This is a genomic window from Chryseobacterium sp. AC417 (assembly GCF_979258215.1).
On record NZ_OZ409845.1, the window covers coordinates 1,497,886 to 1,523,528 of the forward strand.

General features: G+C 34.4%; 29 protein-coding genes. 18 read left to right on the forward strand and 11 right to left on the reverse strand.

Features of this window, described 5'->3' with window-relative positions:
• Positions 1-6 precede the first annotated feature (6 nt).
• Complete coding sequence (locus ACZZ9T_RS07260; RefSeq protein ID WP_463441508.1) at positions 7-1,620, forward strand: UxaA family hydrolase; 1,614 nt, start codon at positions 7-9, stop codon at positions 1,618-1,620.
• A gap of 340 nt (positions 1,621-1,960) precedes the next feature.
• Here the strand turns inward: ACZZ9T_RS07260 and ACZZ9T_RS07265 are convergent, their stop codons facing one another.
• On the reverse strand, positions 1,961-2,908 hold the full coding sequence (locus ACZZ9T_RS07265; protein WP_463441509.1) for a tetratricopeptide repeat protein: 948 nt from the start codon (positions 2,906-2,908) through the stop codon (positions 1,961-1,963).
• A 499-nt stretch (positions 2,909-3,407) separates the two neighbouring features.
• On the opposite strand from ACZZ9T_RS07265, the gene ACZZ9T_RS07270 reads away from it, so the two are divergent.
• Positions 3,408-3,560, forward strand: coding sequence for a hypothetical protein (locus ACZZ9T_RS07270; protein ID WP_463441510.1), 153 nt, complete (start codon positions 3,408-3,410; stop codon positions 3,558-3,560).
• Complete coding sequence (locus ACZZ9T_RS07275; protein ID WP_463442988.1) at positions 3,497-3,823, forward strand: endonuclease domain-containing protein; 327 nt, start codon at positions 3,497-3,499, stop codon at positions 3,821-3,823. Before ACZZ9T_RS07270 ends, ACZZ9T_RS07275 begins: the two co-directional genes overlap by 64 nt.
• A 225-nt stretch (positions 3,824-4,048) precedes the next feature.
• Here ACZZ9T_RS07275 and ACZZ9T_RS07280 read toward each other — a convergent pair whose 3' ends face one another.
• From ACZZ9T_RS07280 to ACZZ9T_RS07315, 8 genes are all read right to left on the reverse strand, one after another.
• Positions 4,049-5,077 carry a LacI family DNA-binding transcriptional regulator gene (locus tag ACZZ9T_RS07280; protein WP_463441511.1) on the reverse strand — a complete coding sequence of 343 codons (1,029 nt, stop codon included), beginning with the start codon at positions 5,075-5,077 and terminating at the stop codon, positions 4,049-4,051.
• A gap of 132 nt (positions 5,078-5,209) precedes the next feature.
• On the reverse strand, positions 5,210-6,400 hold the full coding sequence (gene xylE / locus ACZZ9T_RS07285) for a D-xylose transporter XylE (protein ID WP_463442989.1): 1,191 nt from the start codon (positions 6,398-6,400) through the stop codon (positions 5,210-5,212).
• Positions 6,288-6,632 (reverse strand): hypothetical protein, encoded by a 345-nt coding sequence (locus tag ACZZ9T_RS07290; RefSeq protein ID WP_463441512.1) that lies wholly within the window; start codon positions 6,630-6,632, stop codon positions 6,288-6,290. Before ACZZ9T_RS07290 ends, xylE begins: the two co-directional genes overlap by 113 nt.
• A 29-nt stretch (positions 6,633-6,661) precedes the next feature.
• On the reverse strand, positions 6,662-7,990 hold the full coding sequence (gene xylA, locus ACZZ9T_RS07295) for a xylose isomerase (protein WP_463441513.1): 1,329 nt from the start codon (positions 7,988-7,990) through the stop codon (positions 6,662-6,664).
• A 365-nt stretch (positions 7,991-8,355) separates the two neighbouring features.
• Positions 8,356-8,934 (reverse strand): phosphorylase family protein, encoded by a 579-nt coding sequence (locus tag ACZZ9T_RS07300; RefSeq protein WP_463442990.1) that lies wholly within the window; start codon positions 8,932-8,934, stop codon positions 8,356-8,358.
• The gene (locus ACZZ9T_RS07305) at positions 8,909-9,067 is read right to left on the reverse strand and encodes a hypothetical protein (RefSeq protein ID WP_463441514.1); all 159 of its coding nucleotides are present in this window, start codon (positions 9,065-9,067) and stop codon (positions 8,909-8,911) included. The genes ACZZ9T_RS07300 and ACZZ9T_RS07305 overlap by 26 nt, the downstream gene beginning before the upstream one ends.
• Positions 9,068-9,376: 309 nt before the next feature.
• Positions 9,377-9,703, reverse strand: coding sequence for a helix-turn-helix domain-containing protein (locus ACZZ9T_RS07310; RefSeq protein WP_463430905.1), 327 nt, complete (start codon positions 9,701-9,703; stop codon positions 9,377-9,379).
• A gap of 18 nt (positions 9,704-9,721) precedes the next feature.
• Positions 9,722-10,141: a transposase gene (locus ACZZ9T_RS07315; protein WP_463441515.1), complete on the reverse strand. Its 420-nt coding sequence runs from the start codon at positions 10,139-10,141 to the stop codon at positions 9,722-9,724.
• A 939-nt stretch (positions 10,142-11,080) separates the two neighbouring features.
• On the opposite strand from ACZZ9T_RS07315, the gene ACZZ9T_RS07320 reads away from it, so the two are divergent.
• The 8 genes from ACZZ9T_RS07320 to ACZZ9T_RS07355 all read left to right on the forward strand — a co-directional run bounded on the left by ACZZ9T_RS07320 (position 11,081) and on the right by ACZZ9T_RS07355 (position 17,086).
• Complete coding sequence (locus ACZZ9T_RS07320; RefSeq protein WP_463441516.1) at positions 11,081-11,404, forward strand: hypothetical protein; 324 nt, start codon at positions 11,081-11,083, stop codon at positions 11,402-11,404.
• A 29-nt stretch (positions 11,405-11,433) separates the two neighbouring features.
• Positions 11,434-11,751 carry an HAD family hydrolase gene (locus tag ACZZ9T_RS07325; RefSeq protein WP_463442991.1) on the forward strand — a complete coding sequence of 106 codons (318 nt, stop codon included), beginning with the start codon at positions 11,434-11,436 and terminating at the stop codon, positions 11,749-11,751.
• Between the two features lies 1 nt (position 11,752).
• The gene (locus ACZZ9T_RS07330; protein ID WP_463441517.1) at positions 11,753-12,577 is read left to right on the forward strand and encodes a phosphoribosyltransferase family protein; all 825 of its coding nucleotides are present in this window, start codon (positions 11,753-11,755) and stop codon (positions 12,575-12,577) included.
• Complete coding sequence (locus ACZZ9T_RS07335; RefSeq protein ID WP_463430912.1) at positions 12,567-13,121, forward strand: TerD family protein; 555 nt, start codon at positions 12,567-12,569, stop codon at positions 13,119-13,121. Before ACZZ9T_RS07330 ends, ACZZ9T_RS07335 begins: the two co-directional genes overlap by 11 nt.
• Positions 13,122-13,127: 6 nt before the next feature.
• The gene (locus tag ACZZ9T_RS07340) at positions 13,128-14,294 is read left to right on the forward strand and encodes a toxic anion resistance protein (protein ID WP_463441518.1); all 1,167 of its coding nucleotides are present in this window, start codon (positions 13,128-13,130) and stop codon (positions 14,292-14,294) included.
• Positions 14,295-14,331: 37 nt separating this feature from the next.
• Entirely contained in the window at positions 14,332-15,252 is a 921-nt protein-coding gene (locus ACZZ9T_RS07345) for a hypothetical protein (RefSeq protein ID WP_463441519.1), read from the forward strand.
• A 78-nt stretch (positions 15,253-15,330) separates the two neighbouring features.
• Positions 15,331-15,942, forward strand: a complete 612-nt coding sequence (locus ACZZ9T_RS07350; protein ID WP_463441520.1) for a TerD family protein — start codon at positions 15,331-15,333, stop codon at positions 15,940-15,942.
• Positions 15,943-16,048: 106 nt separating this feature from the next.
• Complete coding sequence (locus ACZZ9T_RS07355; protein ID WP_463441521.1) at positions 16,049-17,086, forward strand: TerC/Alx family metal homeostasis membrane protein; 1,038 nt, start codon at positions 16,049-16,051, stop codon at positions 17,084-17,086.
• 87 nt (positions 17,087-17,173) lie between these two features.
• On the opposite strand, the gene ACZZ9T_RS07360 is transcribed toward ACZZ9T_RS07355, so the two are convergent.
• Complete coding sequence (locus tag ACZZ9T_RS07360) at positions 17,174-18,175, reverse strand: catalase family protein (RefSeq protein WP_463441522.1); 1,002 nt, start codon at positions 18,173-18,175, stop codon at positions 17,174-17,176.
• Positions 18,176-18,348: 173 nt separating this feature from the next.
• On the opposite strand from ACZZ9T_RS07360, the gene ACZZ9T_RS07365 reads away from it, so the two are divergent.
• The 5 genes from ACZZ9T_RS07365 to ACZZ9T_RS07385 all read left to right on the forward strand — a co-directional run bounded on the left by ACZZ9T_RS07365 (position 18,349) and on the right by ACZZ9T_RS07385 (position 21,232).
• Positions 18,349-18,783 carry an FKBP-type peptidyl-prolyl cis-trans isomerase gene (locus ACZZ9T_RS07365; RefSeq protein ID WP_463441523.1) on the forward strand — a complete coding sequence of 145 codons (435 nt, stop codon included), beginning with the start codon at positions 18,349-18,351 and terminating at the stop codon, positions 18,781-18,783.
• A 95-nt stretch (positions 18,784-18,878) separates the two neighbouring features.
• On the forward strand, positions 18,879-19,451 hold the full coding sequence (locus tag ACZZ9T_RS07370) for a helix-turn-helix domain-containing protein (RefSeq protein ID WP_463441524.1): 573 nt from the start codon (positions 18,879-18,881) through the stop codon (positions 19,449-19,451).
• 86 nt (positions 19,452-19,537) lie between these two features.
• Positions 19,538-20,026, forward strand: a complete 489-nt coding sequence (locus ACZZ9T_RS07375) for a nuclear transport factor 2 family protein (RefSeq protein ID WP_463441525.1) — start codon at positions 19,538-19,540, stop codon at positions 20,024-20,026.
• Between the two features lie 84 nt (positions 20,027-20,110).
• A complete protein-coding gene (locus ACZZ9T_RS07380) occupies positions 20,111-20,521 on the forward strand; it encodes an Rrf2 family transcriptional regulator (protein ID WP_463441526.1) in 411 nt (136 codons plus the stop codon).
• A gap of 60 nt (positions 20,522-20,581) precedes the next feature.
• On the forward strand, positions 20,582-21,232 hold the full coding sequence (locus tag ACZZ9T_RS07385) for an NAD(P)-dependent oxidoreductase (RefSeq protein ID WP_463441527.1): 651 nt from the start codon (positions 20,582-20,584) through the stop codon (positions 21,230-21,232).
• A gap of 70 nt (positions 21,233-21,302) precedes the next feature.
• Here ACZZ9T_RS07385 and ACZZ9T_RS07390 read toward each other — a convergent pair whose 3' ends face one another.
• Positions 21,303-22,328 (reverse strand): M23 family metallopeptidase, encoded by a 1,026-nt coding sequence (locus tag ACZZ9T_RS07390; RefSeq protein ID WP_463441528.1) that lies wholly within the window; start codon positions 22,326-22,328, stop codon positions 21,303-21,305.
• 223 nt (positions 22,329-22,551) lie between these two features.
• Here ACZZ9T_RS07390 and ACZZ9T_RS07395 point away from each other — a divergent pair, with 223 nt between their 5' ends.
• A complete protein-coding gene (locus tag ACZZ9T_RS07395; protein WP_463442992.1) occupies positions 22,552-23,592 on the forward strand; it encodes an NAD(P)H-dependent glycerol-3-phosphate dehydrogenase in 1,041 nt (346 codons plus the stop codon).
• A gap of 528 nt (positions 23,593-24,120) precedes the next feature.
• Entirely contained in the window at positions 24,121-25,626 is a 1,506-nt protein-coding gene (gene mqo, locus ACZZ9T_RS07400; protein WP_463441529.1) for a malate dehydrogenase (quinone), read from the forward strand.
• The last annotated feature ends 17 nt before the right edge of the window (positions 25,627-25,643 follow it).

Consider the following 25,643-nt stretch of genomic DNA (forward strand, 5'->3'; position numbering starts at 1 on the left):
AAAATCATGCAAAAGAAAGTACTGAAAGTAAATCCCAAAGACAACGTTATTGTAGCGTTGATGGATTTGCCTGCCGGAGAATCGGTACATTTAGACGGTACAGATTATACGATTCTTAAAGATATTAAAGCAAAACATAAATTCGCTGCCGTAGATTTTGAGGATGGCGACCATATTTTAATGTATGGTGTCATCGTTGGAAAAGCCAACCAATCTATCAGACAGGGCGAAGTGATTACGACTGAAAACGTAAAGCACCAAAGTGCAAAAGTGGTTGGTAAAACCGGAACTCTGGGCTGGACTCCACCCAATGTTGATAAATGGAAAGACCGTACTTTTATGGGTTACCACCGTGAAGACGGACAAGTAGGTACAGAAAACATTTGGTTGTTTTTCCCGTTGGTATTCTGCGAAAACAAGAATATCGAAACGCTGAAGGATATTTTTGAAAAAGAATTGCTTCATGATAAAGCCAGCAAGCATCAATTATTATTGCGTTCTTTATTGAACGGTGGTGCAGCTGTTGAGGTGGAAGAAGAGGAACCGGATACAAGAATATTTAAAAATATTGATGCAAGATTCATCACACACCAAGGTGGCTGTGGGGGGATTCGGCAGGATGCTGAAGCGTTGGGAAGACTGTTTGCAGGATACGTCAACAACCCGAATGTTGCGGGAGCTACCGTTCTCAGCTTAGGATGTCAGAATCTTCAGGTACAGATTTTTATGGATTCAATTCATGCATTGGCTCCGGATAACAAAAAACCGATTGTGGTTTACGAACAGCAAAAATCGGGTACCATCGATGAAATGCTGACCGGCGTTATCAAAGATTCTTATGAAGGCATTAAAAAAGCCAACGAAATAGAAAGAAAACCGGCCTCCATTACCAAACTGAACATTGGTTTAGAATGTGGTGGCTCAGACGGTTTCTCAGGAATCTCTGCGAACCCTGTTTTGGGAGAGGTTTCAGATATTATGGTGGCAGTCGGCGGAACAACCATGTTGGCCGAGTTCCCAGAATTGTGTGGAGTAGAGCAGGAGTTGGTGAACCGTTGCATCAATGATGAAGACGGTGTAAAGTTCCTGAAACTGATGAAAGATTTTGAAGCCTCTGTGGTTGCAGCAGGATCAGGATTTGATATGAATCCGTCTCCCGGAAATATCAAGGACGGCTTAATTACCGATGCCATGAAATCTGCAGGAGCCTCTAAAAAAGGCGGAGCTGCACCAATTGTTGAAGTTCTCGATTTTACAGAATACGCTACAAAACCAGGTCTGAATCTTTTGTGTACTCCCGGAAATGATGCCGAATGTACGACGGCTTTAGTAGGTTCAGGAGCAACAATCGTACTTTTCACTACAGGTCTTGGAACTCCAATGGGAAATCCTATTACGCCTGTTGTGAAGATTTCTTCCAACACGGTTTTAGCAGAAAAGATGTCAGATATTATTGATTTCAATGCAGGTACCGTGATCAGCGGAGAAAAAACAATTCCCGAAGCGGCAGACGAACTTCTGGAACTCATCATCAACGTAGCCAGCGGCGAAGTAAAAACCAAAGCAGACGTTCTGAATCAGAATGATTTCATTCCATGGAGACGAGGAGTCTCTCTGTAATGGGTTAATTATATTAATATTAGGGTTGAAAATGCTTCTTGCTTCGGTAGGGAGCATTTTCTTTTAGGGCTTGTTTAAACACAAATTACACGAATATAAAGTTGGTATCAATAGGAGCGAGGTTAGCCCGTTTTTCTGTGAATTAAGAGAAATAGGTTTTTAGTAGAAATTTATTCCGATGTGAAAAGGCTTTTTGTTGATTTTTGTTCTATGTTTATTGGTTTGGTAATGACGAGCAGTTCGAAAAATAAAACTTAGCTAAAATGAAGATTACTTTAGAGACTTAAAATTCTTATTAAAAAGAATTCGTCCCGTTTTAGCAAGTATTTTTTAAAGAAAATTATTTTTTACAGTTTTGATTGAATAGTTTGGTGCCCTCTGTCTGTTCTAAATCATTTAATAATTTTAATGTTTTACAAGCATTTGAATTGTCGTTTTTTAGTGAGTAAATTGCAATTATATTGTACAAAGCATCAATATTTCTATTGTCTAATTCGTAAGATTTTTGAAAATATAAGAGTGCTTTATCATATTTTTTATCTTGGTAAGATGAGATTCCATTATTAAAATTCTTTCCAGCATCACGCATATCTTCTGCTTTTATTCCTTGAATTTTGGTTATATCTTCAATATTATTAATAAAATAGAAAACTCTAGAACCTTTATAACGCCAATCTTCATCTATACTATAATATTGTGTTTGCAAAATAAATGGAAGATAAATCTTATCGAAGTGCATAAAGTCTTTTAAGTCCCAATTTGAAAAGGAGTTTTCTATCACTGATTTTTCTATTTGAATAAATTTTTCGTATTTGTTAAGATTATCAGTATTTTTAATAAGAAGTTCAATTTTCTGCTTCTTAGGAAAAAAAACAATCTCCCCAATTACATTGAAATTTGGAGTTTTATTTACTTTTCTAAATTCTTTATTGATTTCAATAATAAAATTTTTATTTAGAGTTGGAGTGAAATGCTCATTAGCCACTATAGATGAGTCATTTTTGGTTATTTCAATAATGTTTTTCTTTAGGTTTGAAGTTTTCACAAACCATAATTTTTTAATTTTATCATTAGTTGTAACACCTTCTATTCTTTCTATCACTATAAGAGAATCGCTTGTCAATTTTTCGATTTCGTAACCTGATTGAGGAGAAGTTTTAATAATATTTTTTTCAAGTTTATAGTCTATACAGTTATTTTCATTATAGAAAATTGGTTCAGAATTTATACAAAATTTATTATTTGAAAATTTCCATTGGAAGAATTTGGAAGAGAAAATATGGCTCACTTAAATCCTTGCTTCCATCTAGCATTCTAGTTTTGGATTTTGTCCAATTTTCTATTAGAAATTGACTGTTAATTTGGGCAGAAATATTAATAGAAAATAATAAAAGGAAAATCAAAATTTTGTACATAGAGGGGTCTTTATAATTGCAGATAATATTAGGTTTTACGCAAATGCGTCAATCCAAACTATTATTCGTCAAAAATAATTAAATAAAAAGTAATAACAAGTTTCAAGTTATATTAAAACAAAAGTAATTTCTACATTCCTGCGAAAACAAACCACCCCGTCAAAAATTCTTTCGAATTTTCGCCACCCCTCCAGAGGAGGGGAATTTTTCATGGGTAGTTTTTTGTTGAATATTTGTCTTACATTTTCTAAATTTGAATTAAAGTCTTATTTTTCTCCCACAGACTATAATTCCACTCCCTCGGAGGGGTGGATTTTTTCGAAGAAAAAAGACGGGGTGGTTTAAAGAGCACAAAAGAAAAAACACAAAAAAATGAATGAAATTTTAATACAAATCAACGGAATCCCCATTCGCAAAAACTTCGTAGAAAATCTCCCCTACAATCCAAAATTAAAACCATTATTACAAGGAAAAAGAAAAGCCGGAATTTTAAGCGAAGTGATTTTTGGAATCAAGTTCGGGTAAAAAGTTTCCACAATATAGATTTTGACAGACAGAGAATTATAGGAAACTATATTGTTGATTTTTATGTTAAAAAGTTAGGATTGGTTATTGAAATTGATGGTTGGAGTCATGATACAAAAAAAGATTATGATGACATCAGGCAGAAGTATTTAGAATCTTTAGGATTGAAAATGTTTAGAATTACAGATTTTGATGTGAAGAATAATTTAATTGCTGTAATGAAGAATTTGGAGGATTTTATAGTTGAAAATTATGGCTGCTAAAACCACCCCGTCTTAATTTTCTTTGAAAATTAATCCACCCCTCCAGAGGAGGGGAATTTTCCATGGTAGATTTTTATTTAAAATTTGTTTTACATTTTCTAAATTTGAATTAAAGTCTTATTTTTCTCCCACAGACTATAATTCCCCTCCCTTGGAGGGGTGGATTTTTCCGAAAGGAAAAAGACGGGGTGGTTTAAAGGGTATTTAAAATTTTTTTTAGGTAAACTATTTCCTCTTCGAAGACTTCCTCACACAAATTTTCGGCGTCAAAACTACTTTCTTCTCAACAGAAACTCCGGAAGAATTATCTTTTACGTGATCAATAAAAACCTGTCCGGCCATATTTCCCATTAACAAAGGAGTCTGATCAATCGAACTCATTGGAAGTTCCATGAATTGGGTGAAAGGTTCGTTAGAAAAACCGATCACGGCAACTTCCTGTGGTATTTTTATCTTTCGTTTTTTTAGTTCCTGACAAGCTCCTAACGCTGCAAAATCACTGGCAGAAAATATTGCATCTGGAATAGATTTTCTGTCCCATAAAGTTTTGATGGCTTCAATTCCTTCATCGATAGAACTTCCTGTGAAGATGATGTTTTCTTCTTTTACCTGAAATTGATGATCGATCAAAGCCTGTTTGTAACCATTCAGACGGTTCTGGTAAATCTCAAGATTCTGATCTCCGGAAAAATGACAGATATTTTTATAACCTTCATTGATCAGGTGTTCGGTCGCCATATATCCACCACGGTAATCATCAACAGTCACCGTATTGATCCCCGGAATATCTTTCTTTCTGTCAAAAAATATAATGGGAGTATTGGTGGTATTTAAAATATGCTGAATATGTTCGGTATCAACGGTAGTTCGGGAAACAGACATGAAAATTCCGTCTACCTGAGCATTTAATAAGGTATTCAGGTGTTTTTTTTCGGTCAGAACATCTTCATGACTTTGGCAGATAATAACGTGATAGCCGTGAAGAGAAAGTTCTTCTTCAATTCCACGAATTACTGATGAGAAAAAGTTGGTATTGATGTAGGGAACGATGATTCCTACATTTTTGGTTTCGCCGCTTTTTAATGCTTTGGCAAGATTATTCTGCTTGTAATTCATTTCCTTAGCAGTTTTAATCACCAGATCTTTTGTTGCCTGACTAATTCTCGGGTTGTCATTCAATGCTCGTGAAACCGTTGCCACACTTACGTTTAGCTTTCTTGAAATATCATAAATAGTGGCATTTTTCTTTGTCATAAATGGTATGGAATAGCGTTATTCTATATGTTAAGTAGATCGTAAATTTAATCAAATTATAGCTATTGAATAAAAAAAAGAGCACCAAAAATTCGATGCCCTTAATGAACTAATTTTAATACTTAATATTTTTTATTTTTCCCAAATCTTTTCGATTTCCTCCAAAGATTTTCCTTTCGTTTCTGGTACCCATTTCCAAACAAAGAACAGGGATAGAACACTCATGACGCCGTAAAACCCGTACGTGAAAGCTCCACTGAATTCCATCATAAAAGGATAAGTTGAAGAAATCAAATAGTTGGCTGCCCATTGTGCCGCAACAGCAATGGCAATCGCACTTCCTCTGATTTTATTAGGGAAGATTTCTGAGATCAAAACCCAGCAAATCGGTCCCCACGACATCATAAATGAAGCGGTGTAAACGATAATAAATACTAAAGTTGCAATCCCGATAATCTGATAATACGATAAAATCGCAATCGCAAACATACCAATTGCCATCCCTACTGAACCTACGATCAGCAGTGGTTTTCTTCCCCATTTATCCACCGTGAAAATTGCAATGATAGTAAATACAACATTCACCAATCCCATCACAACGGTTTGTAACATTGATGAATCTTTGTGAACACCCATACTTTCGAAAATTCTGGGAGCATAATATAATGCCACATTAATTCCTACAAACTGCTGGAAAACAGAAAGCAAAATTCCAATTACGATTACTGTTTTCCCGAAAGCAAAAATTTCACTTTTGTGCTCAACAACGGTGCTTTTGATTTCAGAGAAAATTTCTTTTCCGCGGGCTTCACCATTGATTTTAGTTAAAATCTTCAACGCTTCCGCATCTTTATTGACAAACGTCAGATAACGCGGAGTTTCAGGAACGAAGAACAGTAAAATTCCAAACAGAGCAGAAGGAATCGTTAACGATAAAAACATATATCTCCATCCGATTTCGTTGATCCATTCCACGGTTTGTCCGCTTGCGATGCCCCAGTTCACAAAGTAAACCACGAGCATCCCGAAAATAATGGCAAACTGATTCAAAGAAACCAGTTTTCCACGTATTTCGGCAGGTGCAATCTCACCAATGTACATCGGGCAGACTGCCGAAGCGAGTCCTACACCAATTCCACCAATGATCCTATAAAAATTGAATGCCAGTAAAACACCCATCGAATGTTCACCGTGTTTAAAAAATAAAAATTCAGGATATGCCGCTCCCAAAGCACTGATGAAGAACAGAAATGCAGAAAGCATCAATGATTTTTTTCTTCCCAGTTTCGTGGAGATCATCCCGGAAATTGCACCACCAATGATACAGCCGATCAATGCACTGGAAATGGTCGCTCCGTGAGCCAGTGAAACTCAATCCCAAAGGAATGATCAGATATTCCTGGATCGATTTTTCGGCCCCGGAAATCACTGCGGTGTCGTATCCAAACAAAAGTCCTCCCAAAGTGGCAACCAGTGTGAGTACAGTGACGTACAGCATATTGATCTTTGCCTTTGTTCCTGAAGAATATTTTGGACCAGAATCTATTATTTGCATAGTTTGATTGAATTTTAATTGTTTAAAATCTATAAATACTGGTTAATGATGCTCTCAAGATATTCCTGTTTTCCGCTTTCTCTGCCCACTTCACCAAGCCCTTGAGCGTAAGTCGCAAGATCGGTTAAGGATAAGTTTCCGTTTTCGAAATCTTTACCTTTTCCGGTGTCGAATGATGAGTATCTGTTGGTTCTGATCTCTGAGTATTTTGATTTTTCTAAAATTTTATCAGCAGCCATAAACGATCTTGCAAAATTGTCCATTCCGCTGATGTGTGCGATGAAAATATCTTCAAGATCTGTAGAATTTCTTCTGATTTTAGCATCAAAATTAACGCCTCCACCTTGTAAACCTCCAGCTTGGATAATCACCAACATTGCCTGAGTCATTTCGTACAAATCAACCGGGAACTGGTCTGTGTCCCAACCGTTCTGGTAATCTCCTCTGTTTGCATCAATGCTTCCCAAAACATTGTTGTCAGCAGCTACCTGAAGTTCGTGCTCGAAAGTATGTTGTGCTAAAGTAGCGTGATTCACTTCCAGATTTAATTTAAAATCATTTAATAAATCGTACTGACGAAGAAAATTCAAACATGTTGCCGCATCAAAATCGTACTGGTGTTTTGTAGGTTCCATTGGTTTCGGCTCGATGAAGAAAGTTCCTTTGAAACCTTGAGCTCTTGCATAATCTTTCGCCAAATGTAAAAACTTCGCCATGTGTTCCTGCTCACGTTTCATATTGGTGTTTAATAGAGACATATACCCTTCACGACCGCCCCAAAATACATAGTTTTCTCCATTTAATTTAATCGTTGCATCAAGAGCATTCTTCACCTGTCCGCCTGCATAAGCCAAAACATCAAATGAAGGATTGGTTGCTGCACCATTCATAAATCTTGGATTTGAGAAACAGTTGGACGTTCCCCAAAGTAATTTTACCCCGGAAGCTGCCTGCTTTTCTTTAGCATAATCGGTAATGAATTCTAATCTTTTTGTAGATTCTAAGAAATTATCTGCCTCATCAATCAGATCATAATCGTGAAAACAGTAATAAGGAACCCCTAGTTTTGTGAAAAATTCGAAAGCTGCATCCATTTTTTCTGTTGCTCTTTGTTTTGCATCAGAAGCAGTTAACCAGTCGAACTGCTGAGTTCCCGCACCAAATGGATCTCCACCTGTTGCACAGAATGTATGCCAGTAAGCGGAGGCAAACTTGAAATATTCTTTCATCGTTTTTCCACGAATGACCAAATTTTCATCGTAAAATTTGAATGCTAACGGATTGTCTGATTCTTTTCCTTCAAACTTAATTTTATCTATTCCTTTAAAATACTCTTTGTTTCCTGTTGTAATTGCCATTATTTTTAAAATTATATTATTTACAAATTGTAGTATGATTAAAAATTGTAATCGATTGCGCAAGATCTCATTTGGGGAAATAATTTCCCATTGACGAGTTTTTAAATGTAATAATTTTATAATAAAATAGATTAAATTTTATTAACAGTGTTTTTTTTTATGATAATAGTCTGATGTAAGTCTTTAATTTTCATTTGAAAACTAAACTCATGTTATCGTTGTATTGATGATAAGGTATGCTTGTATATCAGTTTTTCACTCTCATAACTTCCCCTAAAAACAACATGAATAATTAATATTTGGTTTATTCATACATTTTTAGTGATTGATGATACATGCAGGTAAAAAGATATTGAGTATTTATCTTAACACATTTTCCAGGCAGCTTCTAAAGCCAATTCAATCATAGGTTTTAAAGCTGTTTCTCTTTGGTCTGCCGAAATTTTTTCATGAGTAGGAATAATATCAGAAACCGTAATAATGGTCGCTGCATTTTTCCCTAGATGTTTTGCATTGGCAAATAATCCGAATGCTTCCATTTCCACTGCCGGGCAATTGTATTTCGTTGCAATAACAGGAACTTCAGGGTTTTTTCTGTAAAAAATATCACTGCTGTGTATATTGGTTGATTTAGTTTTTAAAGATAATTCTTCCGCAGTTTGATTAATGATTCCAAAAACATTTCCCTGGTGAGAAATAATATCTTCATCAATTTCCCAGGCAAATTTTGCGTAAGTACTTTCGCTTGCAGCATTTTCAATGTTTAATAAATCAAAAATTTTCAAATCTGTAGTGTAAGCTCCACAAGTTCCGATTCTGATGATGGTCTCTACTTCATACTCTGTATACAATTCAAAAGAATAAATACCGATACTCGGGAAGCCCATTCCGCTTGCTCCTACAGAGATTTCTTTACCCTTATAAAGACCTGTGTAATATAAAATTCCTCTGGTCTTGACTTACCAATTTTGCATTTTCAAGAAAATTTTCTGCTATATATTTCGCACGAAGCGGATCTCCCGGTTGTAACACCACTTTTGCTATATCTCCTTTTTTTGCACTGATGTGAATACTCATAATTTTATTTTGAATGTGCAAAGATAGAAAATATGTGAAAAGTGAATGGTCGATTTGAAATACATGAGTTTTTTTCAGTAGCTATTCCCGCTTTCCGCTGTATCTTTTTCGTTACGACCTCCGCTTCGCTCCGGTCGCAACAAAAAAGGATGCCGCTTCAATCGGGGCTATGGTTTTCGACATTCTTTTAAATGATCACATGATCCACAAAGTCGATCATTCCGCAAGAATTTTCAATGAGGATAAAATAAAACTGCCCCAAAAAAGTGTCTAACTATTTTGGGGCAGTTTAAAGTCGCAGCTTTTTGTTTATTGAATTTCATCTTCGCAGATTTTCTTCCATTTTGCTATAGTCGTTCTGCTGATTTTATATTTTTTTGAAATATAATTGCTGGAGAATCCGTGTTGTTTTTGATAGGTCAATATCTTAAGCATCGTTGCTTTGTCGTATGTTCTGAGTTTCTGATTGTTTTCAGAACTTTCTTTGGATTGTTTGAAAATCTTATCGTTAAATCTAATCACCTCTTCACTGGTATTAAGATTCTTGAGAAGCTCTTTTACTTTTGCATCTTTCAGTTTTTCAGGATGTTCTGCAAGCAAAAGATCGTGGTATATTTTACTGTAGTTCGGTTTCATTTTTACGATATTTTGCAGTTAGGGTTGATTTTTCTGAAGCCATCTATGAAGCGTGCTTTTCGGTATGGAATATTCTTTAATCACATCAGCCTGTGTCATCTCACCGGAACCAATTTTTTTGAGAATGAAATCTTTAATTTCCTGAGTATAAATATTTTTTCTGAACTGTGGTGCTTTTTCCGACTTTATATTGGTTTTGTTGACAGCCGAAGGTGGTGCATACAAAATCAAATGAGAGCTGTAAAGCCTAAAAAAATCGTATTCCAGTAATTTAGCCCATCTTAAGAGAATATCGGTATCAATAGATTTACTTTCATAAACACTCTCTACAAACTCTTCATCTTTATTCAGGAAATTACAGATTCTTTCGATCGGAATTTCTTTCTGATCCACAAGCTCTTTAATAGATTGGCCGATATGTATTACTTTATATAACATTTATAAATAATGATTTATTTTTAAATATTTTTCATTAATCCGTCATTGGTAAGCATTTGTGTTTTTGGCTTCTTTTGAAATCTAAAGAGAGATATACTTCTTATTTGTAATGATATTTAACATTTAGATCTTCATTCTACTCATCCATTATCTGTAATAAATTAATTGATTCTAGATTCTCCGGAATACCATTTTTTTAACTATTCAAAGGCGAGGGGAGTTCTTTGTATAGTTGTTGTGAAATACAATTTAATAAAATATTTTATTCATTTATTTTTTTCTCTTCGGAATGAATAATAAATCTTACTTTGCTCGAACAGAAATAGAAATCTGTTGGTAATATTTCATTAAAATTAATAAAGCAACTGGTCAAATTTAAAAAAAATTATCTAATAAATGTTATAATTATTTTTAATTACAGTTAATAATAATTGATTTATATTAACAATTAAATGATGATAAAAGCAATTGCATTTAGCATTAAACAATATATTGGTTTTGTTTAGACGATTCAGTAAGTTAAATGATATTGGTTGAGAAAAATTTGTTTTTTTTTACAGATGATGTAGGTGACAAGAAACTTCATCATTTTAGCTTGAAAATACACAAAAGATTTAGTGAATTTTTTTGCTATCAGTTACCAGAATGCTTTACTATAATATAATAAATTGTATTCTAATTAAATGTAAAAGAATATTATTGATGAATTAATAAATCCTGAATAATAAAAGCGATTTCTCTGAATAATTTTTTTTAGTTTTTTTATTACGTTTTGCGAAAGTTAAACTCTTAAATAATCTTAAAAAAAATACAGATTAAAAGAAAAATTTTATCTTTGGGTAGAATTGAAATTCATACACAATTGATATAAAAAAATAATCATGGCACACTTTTAAAAATCTTTTTCAATACAAGCTAAATAATTTAACTTAAAACATTTTGAAAACAGATATTGACATCCAAAACCACACTCATTTTTCGTTTGATCTGTGGTTAACCCTAATAAAATCTCATCCGGAATTTAAAGCGAAAAGGGTCGAGCTTTTTGGCTCATTCTTTACCATTGACAAACCTTTAGAAGAAATTACAGGAAAGGTAAAATATTACGATGATTTATGTAATACCATCAATGAAGTCAGTGGCAGGAATATTGATACTTACGAGATTTATCTTTTGATTTTAGGATCTTTAAATATTGATGTAAAAACAATTGATAAAGAAAAATTAAACCGATTTTATCTGAAAGTGAAGCCTTATTTTTAGAATATAAACCCGTTGTTATTTTCGAAAATCTGCATCAGTTTTTTGAGGAAATTAAAACTCAGGGAAAAACAATTAATATTTTAAGCAATACAGGTTTTATTAAAGGAACGACGATGAGAAAATTTCTGATTGAGGAAAATCTTGATCAGTACATTGATTTCCACATTTATTCTGACGAGATCAATTGCTCAAAACCTAATCCGCTCGTTTTTCAGGAAGTAAAAAATAATCTGAAGCCGGAAATTCTGATGAACCAGATTTTGCATATTGGTGATAACGCAATTGCAGATTATAAAGGAGCAAAAGATTTCGGATTCAACGCATATTTAATAACACACCAAATCTAATATGAATACACGCTATAGTTTGCACAAAATAGACTCTGCCCAAGAATTTACTTTTTCCCCGGCAGAATACAGCTATTTTAAGTATGGTGATAAATTGTATGCCGAGAAATTTGCCAAAGAATTATTTGAAGGATTTCTCGCAAGTCACCAGGAAATTTTAAACACAGATCAGGAAATTGTAGTGTTGCCAAGTCCATACATGGCGATTCCCACTGCTTCTAATTTCTTATGCTTTTATTTTAAGAAGCAGCTGGATTTTTACCTGTTTCAAAGAGGAAAACGTTCCAGCATCATTTCAAAAATAAACAGAAATCATACCTACACAAAAGATTACGGTAATCTTAGTTTTGAAGATCGTAAAAATTTGATTGCCAATGATACTTATTATTTGGATAAAGATTTTCTGAAAGGTAAACTTTGCATATTTATTGATGATATCAAGATTACCGGAAGTCATGAATTTACAGTCAATAAAATATTGAATGAGTACAACGTAAATGCAGATTTTCTATTTTTATATTATGCAGAACTGATAAATTTTGAAATAGATCCGAAAATTGAAAACTTCTTCAATTATTATACTGTAAAAGACGTGCAAGACGTTGCAGAAGTAATGCTGAAACCGAGTTTTCAGTTTAACACAAGAATTGTAAAATACATTTTAGGTTTAGAATCAAGTAATTTTGATTATCTTACGTCTAAAATAAAAAAAGAGCAGATGGATCATCTTCTTGAGCTGGCAATCAGCAACAATTATCATTTGATAAAAGAATACGAAACCAATATAAACACTTTAACACAAACAGAACTTAATTATGGCTATTAACTTACAGAAAGGACAAAGAGAAAATATAAATGCTCCAAAATTTACAATCGGTTTAGGATGGGACATCAACAATACATCTACCGGTGGAGCATTTGATCTGGATGCATCACTATTTCTTTTAGATGACAATAAAAAGCTGGTTTCAGATAACCATTTTATTTTTTATAACAATCTGGAATCGCCTGATAAAGCAGTGATTCACTCTGGTGATAACTTAACAGGCGACGGCGACGGCGATGATGAGCAAGTAAAAATAGATTTAACAAAAATTGATGCTGCCGTAAAAGAAATTACAGTGGTAGTAACCATTCACGATGCTGATGCAAGAAAGCAGAACTTCGGACAGGTAAGAAATTCTTTCATCAGAATCTTCAATACAGATACGAATGAAGAAATCTTAAAATATGAATTGGACGAAGATTTCTCTATCGAAACTGCCGTAGAATTTGGAAGAATCTACAACAGAAACGGTGAATGGAAATTTGAAGCTGTAGGTGCAGGTCAGAGAGACGGTTTAGATAAATTTGTATCAATGTATCAATAATTAATTATGGATAATCAACCCAATCAAAATACAGATCCGCTTCAATCGATCGAGCCTTTAAAAACCTTTGAACCTACTCCAATCGCTCCGGCTCAACCTGCTCAAAGTTCGGCTCCTGCCGTTCTGATGGATAGAGACGGAAACGTAAATTTAAGTCAGATTGAAGACGCAGAACGTCATAAATATGAATTAATGGCCAATGCAATTGATGAGACAAATCCTGGTTCTATCGTGAATTTCGGTTCAGATTTGCAGAAAACTTTAGCGAATCAGAGTGATAGTTTTTTAGGAAATGTAAGAAGGTCAAATTCCGGTGAAGTAGGAGAGCTCATCAATAATTTGTTGATAGAATTAAATTATGTAGACGTTGACGAGATTCAGGGAAGTAAGGTAAAAGGTTTTCTGAGTAGACTTCCTTTCATGAAAAAGATGATGACTCAGGTTGATAATCTTTTTGCAAAATACGATAAGATTACCAGTAATATTGACCAGATTTCTCATAAAGTAAATGCAGGAATCATCACTTCTACGAAAGATAATGCAGTTCTGCAGACAATTTTCGACAGCAATGTCAATTCAATCAAAGCGATTGAAGAGCTGGTGATAGCCGGAAATCTGAGAATGGAAAAGGCCGCTGCAGAATTGGCAAACATGGAAACGAATGTTCAGAATTTTGCAGATTATCAAATTGCAGATAAAAGAGATTTCATCAACAGATTAGACAGACGATTGGCAGATTTGAAAGTGGTGCGTCTGATTATGATGCAGTCGCTTCCGCAAATCAGATTAGTACAGAATAACAACGTATCAATTGCTGAAAAAGCGCAAACAATTTTGACCACAACTTTACCGGTTTGGAAAAATCAGCTTTCGCTTGCTGTTGCCATGCACAGACAGCAGCAGAATATTGAGGTTCAACAGAAAGTATCTGCCACAACAGAAGATATTTTGAGAAAAAATGCAGAACGTTTGGGTCAGAATTCAATTAATGTGGCGAAAGCAAACGAACAGACCATCGTTTCAGCTGAAACACTGAAAGAGACCACTGCCATGCTGATTAATACGTTGAATGAAGTGAAGCAAATTCAAAAACAGGGCACAGAAAGCAGAAGAAAACTAGATCAGGATCTACAGACTTTAGAATCTGAACTGAAAGCAAATATAAGAGGGTAAATAGGGCAAAAACGTGGATGGTGAGGTTGCAAACATAATGTCTCAGAGTAGAAGAAGATTAACTAAGCTTAAACTTCTCTCTAATTTCTATGAAAATATTGACGTAATATCAGTGTATATCAAAACAGATATTATTCATAAATTATTCGAAGAAAACAAGACATTAGATTACAATAAACTTGAGCTTTTTCACCTGCAATATACTGACAGTCTGATCGAACTTTTAACTAAAATTAAAAAGAAGAAAGAAAATGATCTGTTGGCGGTAATCAACGAAATCAACATTAACAATCAATATATTGAGAATTTTGAAGAGAAGAAAGTTGATCATTTTGAAACAGACAGGAAAATATACAGCGGAGTTTTTTCTGAACATCTAAGGAAGCTTTATAAAGATCTTACCGAAGATAAATTTTCTCTGAACTGGAATGATGTTTTATATTTTCATAAAAAATATGCGGTAGAATTTTACCGGACAAATGCGGATGAAACGAAACTCAAACACAGTCAGGTTTCTTCTTATCAGTATCAGGATTATTCGATTGAAAGAAAATTATTAGGCAAGCTCAATATTCAGAATTTTAAAGTTCGTTTTGTGTGTGGGTACAGAATTGGAAGAGATGAGTATGAATTGTTTAAAATCTTCCAGTCTGACGAGCATTTTATTTTTAATGTTGAGGAAAAAAGACTGTACCTGATTGATGATGAATTGTCTTATTTGGATACTTCTGAAAATGAATCAAATCAGGCTTCGGTAATGAATCAATTGATAAAAAGGAATGAAGAGCTCGAAGAAACCATTCATGAGAAGAAAAGAATTTTGCCGGAAGGTGTAGATGATGTTTTAAAAGATTATCTGAAAAATCTTGAAAACGTAGATATTATGAGCAAAATATTTGACGTCAACGAAGAAACCAATATTCTTCGCGCGATGCTCAATTTAAATTTAAATAATTAATAAAAATTAAAAGCAGAATGAATTAATAAAGATTCAAATCTATTTTTACATTTCAAAATAACTAAAAACAAAAATAATATGGCTATTAACTTACAAAAAGGTCAAAGAATAAACCTGACAAAAGAAAACGGAACAACACTTTCTCAAGCGTGTGTGGGAATTAACTGGGGAGCAATCGAGAAAAAAGGTTTTTTTGGCGGAGTTTCAAAAGAAGCAGTTGACTTAGACGGAAGCTGTATTTTATATGATACGAACAAAAATGCGACAGAAATTATCTATTTCGGAAACCTTAAATCTAAAAACGGCTCTGTAAAACACAGTGGTGATGATTTAACGGGAGACGTTAGTGGTGATGACGGTTTAGATAATGAAGTAATCACGATTGATTTTGCTAATTTAGATCCGTCAGTTGAGCATGTTGCTTTAGTTTTAAACAGCTACAAAGGTCAGGATTTCGGGACGATCCCTTTTGCATCGATCCGTATCTATGAAGGAACTCCTACAAGCGTGAGAGAAGTTTTTGCTAAATATGATATTGCGAATGATAAATCTTTCAGTGGTCATGTTGCCATGGTAATGGGAGTTTTCTACAAGAAAAATGGCGAGTGGAAATTCAATGCAATCGGAGATCCTACAGCAGATAAAAAACTGGAACAAACAATTCAGACCGTTCAGCAAAAGTATTTGTAAAATGCAAATGAAAATCTGTCTGAAATTGTATGATTTTAGGCTCATAAATTAAGCAATATCTGTATCTTTACGGCTATTGCTTTTATCATATAATAACATTAATAAAGTGGAACAATACAATATTTTAGAACTGCACCCCGGGTTGGTATGGGGTTTTGCGATAACCGTAGTTATCATGTTACTCTTAGATTTAGGAGTTTTCAACAAAAAAAGTCATGAGGTTTCTTCAAAAGAAGCAACGATCTGGTCAATAGTCTGGATCTCTCTTTCAATGATTTTTTCTGGAGTTGTGTATTGGGTTTTTAATACCGACGGAACGGCCGGAAGCCATGCAGTGGCAGTGGAGAAATTTACACAATATCAAGCAGCATACTGGATTGAGAAAGCGCTTTCCGTAGATAATTTATTTGTGTTTATCCTGGTTTTTGGTTTCTTTAAAGTGCCAAAATTTCTTCATCACAAAGTTTTATTCTGGGGAATCATCGGTGCATTGATCTTTAGAGCAATCTTTATCTTTGCAGGAGTTGAACTCATTGAATTAACCTATTTACCCGAAATGAATATTTTCGGTCATACCGTAAAAATCAATGTAGTGATGACACTTTTCGGATTGTTCCTTATTTATGCAGGAATTAAATCCTGGGGCGACGATGGCGATGATGATAATGAGAATTATGGAGATACGGCAGGTGCAAAACTGATCAAAAGTTTCTGGAAAGTTTCTGATAACTATGATGGAGATAAATTCTTCACGGTACAAAACGGAATCAGAATGGCAACACCGCTTTTGGTAGTCGTTGCAGTAATTGAGTTTACAGACGTATTGTTTGCAGTAGATTCTATTCCGGCAATTTTTGCGATTTCAAATGATCCTTTTATTTTGTATACCTCCAATATTTTTGCGATTTTAGGATTAAGATCATTGTATTTCCTGTTGGCAAATTTTATTCACATGTTCAGCAAATTACCTTATGGTTTGGCAATTATTTTAGCCTTTATCGGTGTTAAAATGTTGATTGCACCATGGTATCATATTTCCTCACCAGTTTCATTAGGAATTGTAGGAGGTGTATTGGTAATCTCGGTTCTGCTTTCCATCATGTTTCCCGATAAAAAGGAAGACGAACAAGAACAATTAGATTAATAATAAATCTCAAAAGGCTTTACAATTTGTAAAGCCTTTTTTATTGAGAAATTCATTATTCCTTGCGAAGCAAAATTTACTATCACCTTATTTGTATTTCAAAAGCTTATTAATTTTCCTCCTAGTCTGTAGTGATACCTTATATGCTTCATCCCGTAATTTCTGAATTTTTCCCACCGGCTGAAAGATTTCTGCACTTTCAAAAGGATTGAAAGACAGCAATTCATTATCACAGGTATTAGGAGTAACAAAAGAGTCTTTCTCAATTTTTACGTCACCTATTTTTATAAAAGGTGAATTTTTCCATTCCCTGTTCAGTATATTGATTGGCTGATCCTGCAAATCATAGCAAAATTGAATCATCACATCAGCATTATAATTCTCCTGATGACAAAAAAGTTGGATAGATTCTTTTGTAGTTAAATTTTTGCCGAATTTTTTCTGCGGATTTCGAGGGCTCAGTTTAATTTTAATCATATAATCTCCCAAACGATATGCACCGACAGAATGATAATCGAATGACAGCATAAAGTCATTTTTTTTCATCAAAAATTCTAAACTTTTCTTCAAAAAAGATGAGGTAAAAATACTCGGTAAAATCTGATAAATCTGCGATACCAAAGGAAAAATATTTCCCCATTTTTTAATAAAAAACCGATTGACAGCGGTGAATAATTTTAAAAATTTTGAAACAGAATTTACAGGAAACAAAGAGAAATTTACCAAAGGATAATTGGCAATCGTACGGTCTGCATCATCTTTAATTTTTATCGCAAAACCATATGCGGGAATGTCTTTCCTGCTTTTATTGATTTTCAGGTGAGCATTTGAAATTCTCACAACAATATTGTATTTTTCTTTATCAAAAAGATATAATAAGTCAGAAGGAATTTTCGGACTGATCATAAATTCACCTCTCAAAACGACATATGTCTTGGCGTGAGCGTTTCTCGTGGCATAATTTACATCACTTAAGGACGATGAATGTTCTACAAAGTCGACAATACTTTTTTTATTTTCCTCAAGAAGTTGCCTTTCTTCATAAGTAAGCTTATCGAAATTCTTATTATATTTTAATGGATTTGGCATATAGTTTTAAAAACTCAATTATAACGCCAAGTTTTTAATTCTGCGTTAAGAGAATATTAAAATTGTTTGAAGTTTGAGGTGCAGACTCACAGAACAATAATTTTCCTCTCCAAAAACTTCCCGCTTCCGACTTCTTTCTTCCCACTTCAAAACCTTATCTTTGAAAAAAAATTATGGGAGTAGCAGATATGTTATTTAAGCGTAAAAAAGAGCAGGCTGAAAAAAATCTGAAAGACGGTCAGGAATACATGATTGAATACGGAAAAAGAGATAGCGTTGTTGAATTGCCAAGCGGTTTACAGTACGAAATCATTACTGAAGGTGACGGTCCGAAACCAGGTCCGAAATCGATGGTAAAATGCCATTATCACGGTACGACAATAAGTGGAAAAGTTTTCGACAGTTCTGTAAAAAGAGGAACTCCGGCTTCATTTCCTTTAAACAAGGTAATCAAAGGATGGACGGAAGCATTACAATTAATGCCTGTAGGAAGCAAATGGAGATTGATTATTCCACCTCATTTGGCTTACGGGGATCAGCAAATCAGCAAAGAAATCGGACCAAACAGCACACTTGTTTTCCAGGTTGAATTGCTGGATATTAAATAATTTCTTTTTTTATATATTAAATTACCTGTTTTCGGGTAATTTTTTATTTAACAGAATAATGGAAGCAGTAAATTTGCTACAGCAGAATTTTACTTATGTCGGAATTAAAAAAAATTAGAGAAGAAAAAAATCTCACACAGGAGGAATTGGCTGGGAGATCGGGTCTTTCAGTGAGAACTATTCAGCGGATTGAAGCAGGAACACCACCGAAAGGGTACACACTAAAAACATTAGCTTCAAGTCTTGATATTTCCGAAAAAGATTTATCAGCTTCGCATACACTAAAAGAGAAAATTACTTTCGAAGAACCTGTTTTAAATATAGAAAGTGATCAGATTTTCAATTCCGGTTTAATCAAAATGATTAACCTTTCTTCACTTCCTTTTGCATGGTTTCCGATTGCCAATTTTTTACCGCCACTATTCATCATGCTTTTTACCAAAGAGAAATCTCAAATTGTGAAACAGATTATTTCTCTCCAGGTATTTTTAGCTATCATTTCGCCCATCATTTTTATGGTTATTGCTTTGCTTAAACTTGGTTCAGCGTCGGTAATAATTACCATGATTAGTTTAACGCTTGCCAATGTTTACATCATTCTGAGAAATGCATACGAAATTGATAAACAAAAACGTATATATTATAAGTTTAATTTCAATTTGTTATGATTCTGACAGGTAACTGTCGGGTTTTTGTCAGGTATATTTTTTGAACTGGATTTGATTTATCCTGAATCTTTGTCAAAAATAATTCTATGACAAAAAAAATCTACAGCAGTATGATAATTCTCTTCCTATTCATTGGGAATGTAAAAGCTCAAATCGATAAAAATTCATCGTTATTTTTAGAATTAAAGAAAGAAGACAGTATTTTCTTCGAGCGAGGATTTAATAGTTGTGATATAGCATATTTAGAAAAAAAAGTGGATAAAGATTTGAAATTTTATCATGACAAAGGTGGTTTTCAGGACAAGAAATTGTTTTTGGAGAGAACAAAACAAAATATATGTTCGAATCTAAATCAAAAGCCAATTCGAAAAGTGATCGAAAGCAGTCTTGAGGTTTTCCCTTTGTACAACAACGGAAATTTATACGGAGCAATACAAACCGGAGATCACCAATTTTACATTAGGGAAAAAAATAAAGAAGATGTTTTAGGCGGTCAGGCAAAATTCACGGCAGTCTGGTTAAAAAAAGATGGAGGTTGGGTGATGAGTGATGTTCTCAGTTACGACCATCAATAACTATAAAATTAATTACAGTTGAATAATTTAATTGTAATTAATTTTGTTACAATTAAAATTTTTATATCTTTGCGGTATAAATTTATGGGCAACACAAGATTTGCTACGGCAATACATATCATGACCTTACTGGCAAAAGTTCCTCAGGAGTGGCTCACTTCTGACTGGATTGCAGGAAGCATCAATGTTAATCCTGTAATTGTCCGTAAAGAATTGAGCGAATTGCGAGAAGCCGGATTGATAACGAGCCGTTTGGGAAAAGATGGCGGAACAAGACTTTCAAAAAATGCTGAAGAGATTAAGATTTCTGAGATTTATGCGGCTGTAAAAAACAATGAGGTTTTAGGAAAGAAAAATCAAAAACCAAATCCTGACTGTCCCGTAGGGAAGGAAATTAACAGCCATTTGTGTATGCTTTTTGAAGAGACAGATCAATTGGTAAAAGGTTTTTTGGGAGACAAATCTCTTCAGGAATTTGCGGACCAATTTGAGTAATTTTTTTTGAATATAAATGTAACAAAATTTATTACAATTAATAAAATAAATAATATTAAAATGAAAAAAGTAGCAGTAATCGGAGCCACGGGTTTTGTAGGAACGCAGGTCGTAAAAGAATTGGAAAACAGAGGATATTCTGTAGAAGCCATTGTGAGAGATGCTTCAAAAGTTGAGCAGAAAGAGAATGTGATTGCTAAAAGTATTGATGTCAATAACATTGATGATCTTGCTGAAGGTTTAAAAGGAAATGATGCAGTTATCAACACGTTCAATGCAGGATGGACAAACCCGAATCTTTATAACGATTTTTTAAACGGAAGCAAAAATATTGAAAAAGCGGTAGAAAAGTCAGGAATTAAAAGATTTATCACTGTTGGCGGTGCTGGAAGTTTGTTTATCAACGGTAATCAATTGGTTGACGGTCCGGATTTTCCTTCTGATATCAAACCGGGAGCAACCGCAGCAAGAGATTATTTAAACGAAATCAAGAAAAATGAAACTTTAGACTGGACGTTCTTCAGTCCGGCAATCGAAATGCACCAAGGAACAGCAGGAATCAGAACGGGGAAGTACAGAACGTCTTTAGAATCGCCGGTTTTTGATGAAAACGGTAGAAGTGTGCTCTCTGTAGAAGATGTTGCGGTAGCTCTTGTAGATGAGCTGGAGCAGAGTAATCATATTCGTGAGCGTTTTACAGCAGGATATTAATTTTTTTTGGTTTTTATTGAAATTTTCGGCGGCACCAAAGGTGCCGCCGAAAATTTATTGTAGTTAGTATTTACAAATTCATAAATAACTTAGGATTTACCGGAGTATTATTTTTATGAACTTCATAATGCAAATGTGGTCCTGTAGAACGTCCGGAATTTCCTGATTTTGCAATCACCTGTCCCACCTTTACTTGATCATTAGTTTTCGCAACCAATTGAGATAAATGTCCGTAAAGTGTTGCTAAACCGTTGCCATGAGAAACAATGACACAGTTTCCGTAACCTCCTTTTTGCCCTGCGAATATCACCTTTCCTGCAGCAGTAGCAATGACATCAGACCCGAACGGAACCGCAACGTCCAGACCTTTGTGAAACTGCATCTGATCAGCTTCGGCAGGCGGATTGTTTTTTTCAATGGCAGCTTTTGAAGTTGCAGGAACAGAATTTCCTGAGGAATTTGGTGTTGCAGAAGCAACGGTCTCACTTTTTGCTTTCGGTGTTATCATTACTTTTACCTCACGTTTATTTCCGTAGCTGTCTGTAACTTCAATGATTTTTTCATAAGGTTCTGCTTTAACTTCAGCTTTTGGTGCGGCGGCTGCAATTACTGCGGGTTTTGATTCTGCGGTTGGTTTTGCAGATGCATAAACTGTTTTAAATGGAATAGGATTTTTTCTGATCCCGAAATTAGATGAAATATAACCTTCGCTCGGCATTCCCAAAGGAACCTGCATTAGTTTTTTCTGCAAATCCATCAGATATTGGCTGTATCTGTTGGATTGTTTTGCCAGATAAATAGAGTTTGAAATACTGTCGTTATCAAGAACCATCAATTTTTCGTTCTTAATGTCTTTGGATTTTAGAAATGAGTTCAGTTGTCCTACTGTTTGGTCTACTAAACTAAGATCTGTTTTCATTTTCAGGTAATCTACACTGTCTTTTTCAGTGTTTATTTTTACCAGATTGACTTCGTAATTTTTATCATCTTTTTTTGAAAATAAGTTGGCGATCAAAATACTTTGTGCAAAAACTATCAGTAAAAGTCCTGCAATCAGGATGTTTACCTTCTTTTTGCTTCTTAAAAATTTCTTCATTTTCTGTTTCTTGGAATTTAAAAACCGTTTTAAGGGTGCAAATTTAACTAAAATAATTTTTTGAGAAATACCTTTAATTTAAATTAATAATAATTTGTATTTAACGGATTTTTAGATATTTAATTGTATGCTAATGTTAAATTTTTCAAAAAATGAGGTTTATCCTTCATATAAAGACTGGTTATTTCTTTGTTTTAATATATTTGCAGTTCACACTTTTATTATGGCGAAAAAGAAAACAGTTTCAGAATCTGCAAACACAAAAAAGGCTAAGAAAGACATTTCTGTAGGAGTTGTCGGTAGCGGAAGTTTTGCTACGGCGATTGTGAAAATGCTTGTTGAAAACTGTAAAACCGTGCATTGGTGCGTAAGAAGTGAATTTGTAAAAGGTGCAATCGAGCTTCGTGGTCATAACCCGACTTATCTTACTGCGGTAAATTTTAACCTTAAAAATTTAAAACTGACCACAGATGTAAACGAATTGGTTTCAGCCTGTGATATTGTAGTTTTGGCAACTCCTTCGATTTATTTGTCTGACACAATGGATAAAATGACGTGTGACTACAAAGACAAAATTTTTGTTTCAGCCATTAAAGGAATTATTCCTAAAGTAAATGATGTTGTTGCGCATTATCTGAAGGAAGAATTTCAAATCGGTTTCAGAAACCAGGCTGTGATTGCAGGACCTTGTCACGCAGAAGAGGTTGCGATGGAAAGACTTTCTTATCTCACCGTTGCTACGGTAGAAGATGAAACTTCTGATAAGCTGGTTGATATTTTCAGTTCAGAATTTATCAAAGTCAATTCAAGCAAAGATATTTTAGGAAATGAATACAGCGCCATCCTAAAAAATATTTTCGCCATCGGAGCGGGTATTGCAAGCGGATTGGGTTATGGAGACAACTTTACAGCCGTTTTTGTATCAAACGCTATCCGAGAGATGGAGACTTTCCTTGAAGCGATTTATGAAGCGCCCAGGGATGTGAATGAAAGTGCATATTTAGGAGATTTACTGGTAACAGCTTATTCGTTATTCTCCAGAAACAGAAATTTAGGAAATCTGATTGGAAAAGGATATACTGTAAAATCTGCCATTCAATCCATGAACATGGTTGCTGAAGGATATTACGCCGCAGATTCTATTTATAAAACAGCAAGACAAAAAAATCTTGAACTTCCTATTATTGATACCATTTATGCGATTTTGTATGAAGGTAAAAACGCAGAAAAACAATTCAAAAAACTGACTGCAAAACTGAATTAAATTTAAAAAATATAAAATAGAACATCAGTATATTATTTACTGATGTTTTTTTATGGCAGCTATTTTCGCCCCTTAACTCCCGCTTTTTTCGTTCCGCTTCGCTGCCACAAAAAAGCTCCGTTTAAGTCGGGCTGCAACAATCCGATGTTTAGAATCTAAGAAGAAAAAAATAAACTTTTACAAACATGTCGCTCCTACGGAGCTCCCATTCTGCTTTATATAAGTTTCCACAAATATTTGCTTCTACTGAGCCATTATTTGTTTGATATACTTTGCTTGGCTCCAAAATTTTAAATACCAATCAAAAATACAAAATCAGTTCAAATCACGAGAGAAAAGTAAAATATTTTTAAATTTCATCTGTGAAAATCTGAGTAATCTGTGGGATTATTTTCTCAACCAAAAAATCTACTGTATATGCGAGAATATAAATATTCATATTCTTAAATTAAAAATTAGCGTGTTAAAAATGATTAATCGCATATTTAATAAAAAACTTTTCCCGAAATTCGTAGTAAATTTACAAGAATGTCCAATTCAATTTTAAGCAGAACACCAAAACCAAAATACGATGTTGTTTTAATTGGTGGCGGAATTATGAGTGCTACGTTAGCAACTTTGCTTCATGAGTTTGATCCCAATTTAAATATAGCCATTTTTGAGAGACTCGGAAGGTTTGCGAAAGAAAGCACCGCTGCATGGAATAACGCAGGAACGGGTCATTCAGCATTCTGCGAATTGAATTACACTCCAGAAAATGAAGACGGAACAGTAGATATTTCAAAAGCTGAAAGTATTGCCGAGCAATTTGAAATTTCAAAACAGTTTTGGTCTTATCTTATTGATAAAAAGTACATTAATACGCCTTCAGATTTCATCAATTCTTGTGCACATATGAGTTTGGTATTTGGCGAAAAAGATGCTGAATATCTGAAAAAACGCCATACAGCAATGAAAAATTCACCATTGTTTTCTGCAATGGAATTTTCTACTGACCACAACCAATTACGAGAATGGATTCCTTTGGTAATGAGCAAAAGAAATGAAAATGAAATACTTGCAGCTACAAAAATGGATTTGGGAACCGATGTCAATTTCGGAAGTTTAACCCGAAAAATGGGAAGACATTTATTGGAAGATTCAAATGTTGAAGTTTTCCTGTATCATGAAGTGAAAGATATTGATCCTAAAGAAGACGGAAAATGGGAAATGAAAGTGAAAGACAGAATCCACAGTCATAAGCAGGAAGTCGTTGCAGATTTTGTGTTTATTGGAGCTGGAGGTTATGCTCTACCGTTGCTGGAAAGTTCAGACATTAAAGAAAGTGAAGGGTACGGAGGTTTTCCGGTATCGGGAGAATGGCTGGTTACGCACAATCCTGAATTGGTAGAAAAGCATCAGGCAAAAGTATACACTCAGGCGACTGTAGATGCACCACCAATGTCTGTTCCGCATTTGGATTTAAGGATTATTGACGGGAAGAAAGCATTACTGTTTGGTCCTTTTGCTGGTTTTTCAACTAAATTTTTGAAAGAAGGTAATTATCTTGATTTACCCGCAAGTGTTAATACAAAAAATATAAAATCCCTTTTCGGGGCTTGGTGGCACAATATTCCGCTGACAAAATATTTGGTTCAGCAGGTTGCGATGACCAAAGCTCAGAGGATTCAGCATTTAAGAGAATTTGTGAAAGATGCAAAAGAAGAAGACTGGGAATTGAAAGTCGCCGGACAACGTGTTCAAATCATAAAAAAAGACGGAAAACAAGGCGGCAAACTGGAGTTCGGGACAGAAGTCGTTGTCAATCAGCAAGGAACAATCGCTTCTTTATTAGGAGCTTCTCCGGGAGCTTCAACGGCGGTATTTGCGATGATCAATGTTTTAGAAAAATGTTTTCCTGAAAAGCTGAATGGCGAATGGAGAGAAAAATTATTGGAAATGATTCCGTCATACGGACAAAAACTAGCTGATAATCGTGAACTTACCGATAAAATAAGAGCATACAGCAAAGAAAAATTAGAACTCAAACATTAAAATATAAGTAATTGGTA

What these genes read in the sequence shown, in the direction of transcription:
- xylA (WP_463441513.1), bottom strand. Translation starts at nt 7,990, where the DNA reads ATGGCAATTACAACAGGAAACAAAGAGTATTTTAAAGGAATAGATAAA.
- ACZZ9T_RS07385 (WP_463441527.1), top strand. Translation starts at nt 20,582, where the DNA reads ATGAAAAAAGTAGCAGTAATCGGAGCCACGGGTTTTGTAGGAACGCAG.
- ACZZ9T_RS07280 (WP_463441511.1), bottom strand. Translation starts at nt 5,077, where the DNA reads ATGACAAAGAAAAATGCCACTATTTATGATATTTCAAGAAAGCTAAAC.
- ACZZ9T_RS07310 (WP_463430905.1), bottom strand. Translation starts at nt 9,703, where the DNA reads ATGAAACCGAACTACAGTAAAATATACCACGATCTTTTGCTTGCAGAA.
- ACZZ9T_RS07305 (WP_463441514.1), bottom strand. Translation starts at nt 9,067, where the DNA reads ATGAGTATTCACATCAGTGCAAAAAAAGGAGATATAGCAAAAGTGGTG.
- mqo (WP_463441529.1), top strand. Translation starts at nt 24,121, where the DNA reads ATGTCCAATTCAATTTTAAGCAGAACACCAAAACCAAAATACGATGTT.
- ACZZ9T_RS07395 (WP_463442992.1), top strand. Translation starts at nt 22,552, where the DNA reads ATGGCGAAAAAGAAAACAGTTTCAGAATCTGCAAACACAAAAAAGGCT.
- ACZZ9T_RS07360 (WP_463441522.1), bottom strand. Translation starts at nt 18,175, where the DNA reads ATGCCAAATCCATTAAAATATAATAAGAATTTCGATAAGCTTACTTAT.
- ACZZ9T_RS07345 (WP_463441519.1), top strand. Translation starts at nt 14,332, where the DNA reads ATGTCTCAGAGTAGAAGAAGATTAACTAAGCTTAAACTTCTCTCTAAT.
- ACZZ9T_RS07365 (WP_463441523.1), top strand. Translation starts at nt 18,349, where the DNA reads ATGGGAGTAGCAGATATGTTATTTAAGCGTAAAAAAGAGCAGGCTGAA.
- ACZZ9T_RS07340 (WP_463441518.1), top strand. Translation starts at nt 13,128, where the DNA reads ATGGATAATCAACCCAATCAAAATACAGATCCGCTTCAATCGATCGAG.
- ACZZ9T_RS07380 (WP_463441526.1), top strand. Translation starts at nt 20,111, where the DNA reads ATGGGCAACACAAGATTTGCTACGGCAATACATATCATGACCTTACTG.
- ACZZ9T_RS07390 (WP_463441528.1), bottom strand. Translation starts at nt 22,328, where the DNA reads ATGAAGAAATTTTTAAGAAGCAAAAAGAAGGTAAACATCCTGATTGCA.
- ACZZ9T_RS07375 (WP_463441525.1), top strand. Translation starts at nt 19,538, where the DNA reads ATGACAAAAAAAATCTACAGCAGTATGATAATTCTCTTCCTATTCATT.
- ACZZ9T_RS07370 (WP_463441524.1), top strand. Translation starts at nt 18,879, where the DNA reads ATGTCGGAATTAAAAAAAATTAGAGAAGAAAAAAATCTCACACAGGAG.
- ACZZ9T_RS07270 (WP_463441510.1), top strand. Translation starts at nt 3,408, where the DNA reads ATGAATGAAATTTTAATACAAATCAACGGAATCCCCATTCGCAAAAAC.
- ACZZ9T_RS07290 (WP_463441512.1), bottom strand. Translation starts at nt 6,632, where the DNA reads ATGCAAATAATAGATTCTGGTCCAAAATATTCTTCAGGAACAAAGGCA.
- ACZZ9T_RS07335 (WP_463430912.1), top strand. Translation starts at nt 12,567, where the DNA reads ATGGCTATTAACTTACAGAAAGGACAAAGAGAAAATATAAATGCTCCA.
- ACZZ9T_RS07260 (WP_463441508.1), top strand. Translation starts at nt 7, where the DNA reads ATGCAAAAGAAAGTACTGAAAGTAAATCCCAAAGACAACGTTATTGTA.
- ACZZ9T_RS07330 (WP_463441517.1), top strand. Translation starts at nt 11,753, where the DNA reads ATGAATACACGCTATAGTTTGCACAAAATAGACTCTGCCCAAGAATTT.
- ACZZ9T_RS07350 (WP_463441520.1), top strand. Translation starts at nt 15,331, where the DNA reads ATGGCTATTAACTTACAAAAAGGTCAAAGAATAAACCTGACAAAAGAA.
- ACZZ9T_RS07315 (WP_463441515.1), bottom strand. Translation starts at nt 10,141, where the DNA reads ATGTTATATAAAGTAATACATATCGGCCAATCTATTAAAGAGCTTGTG.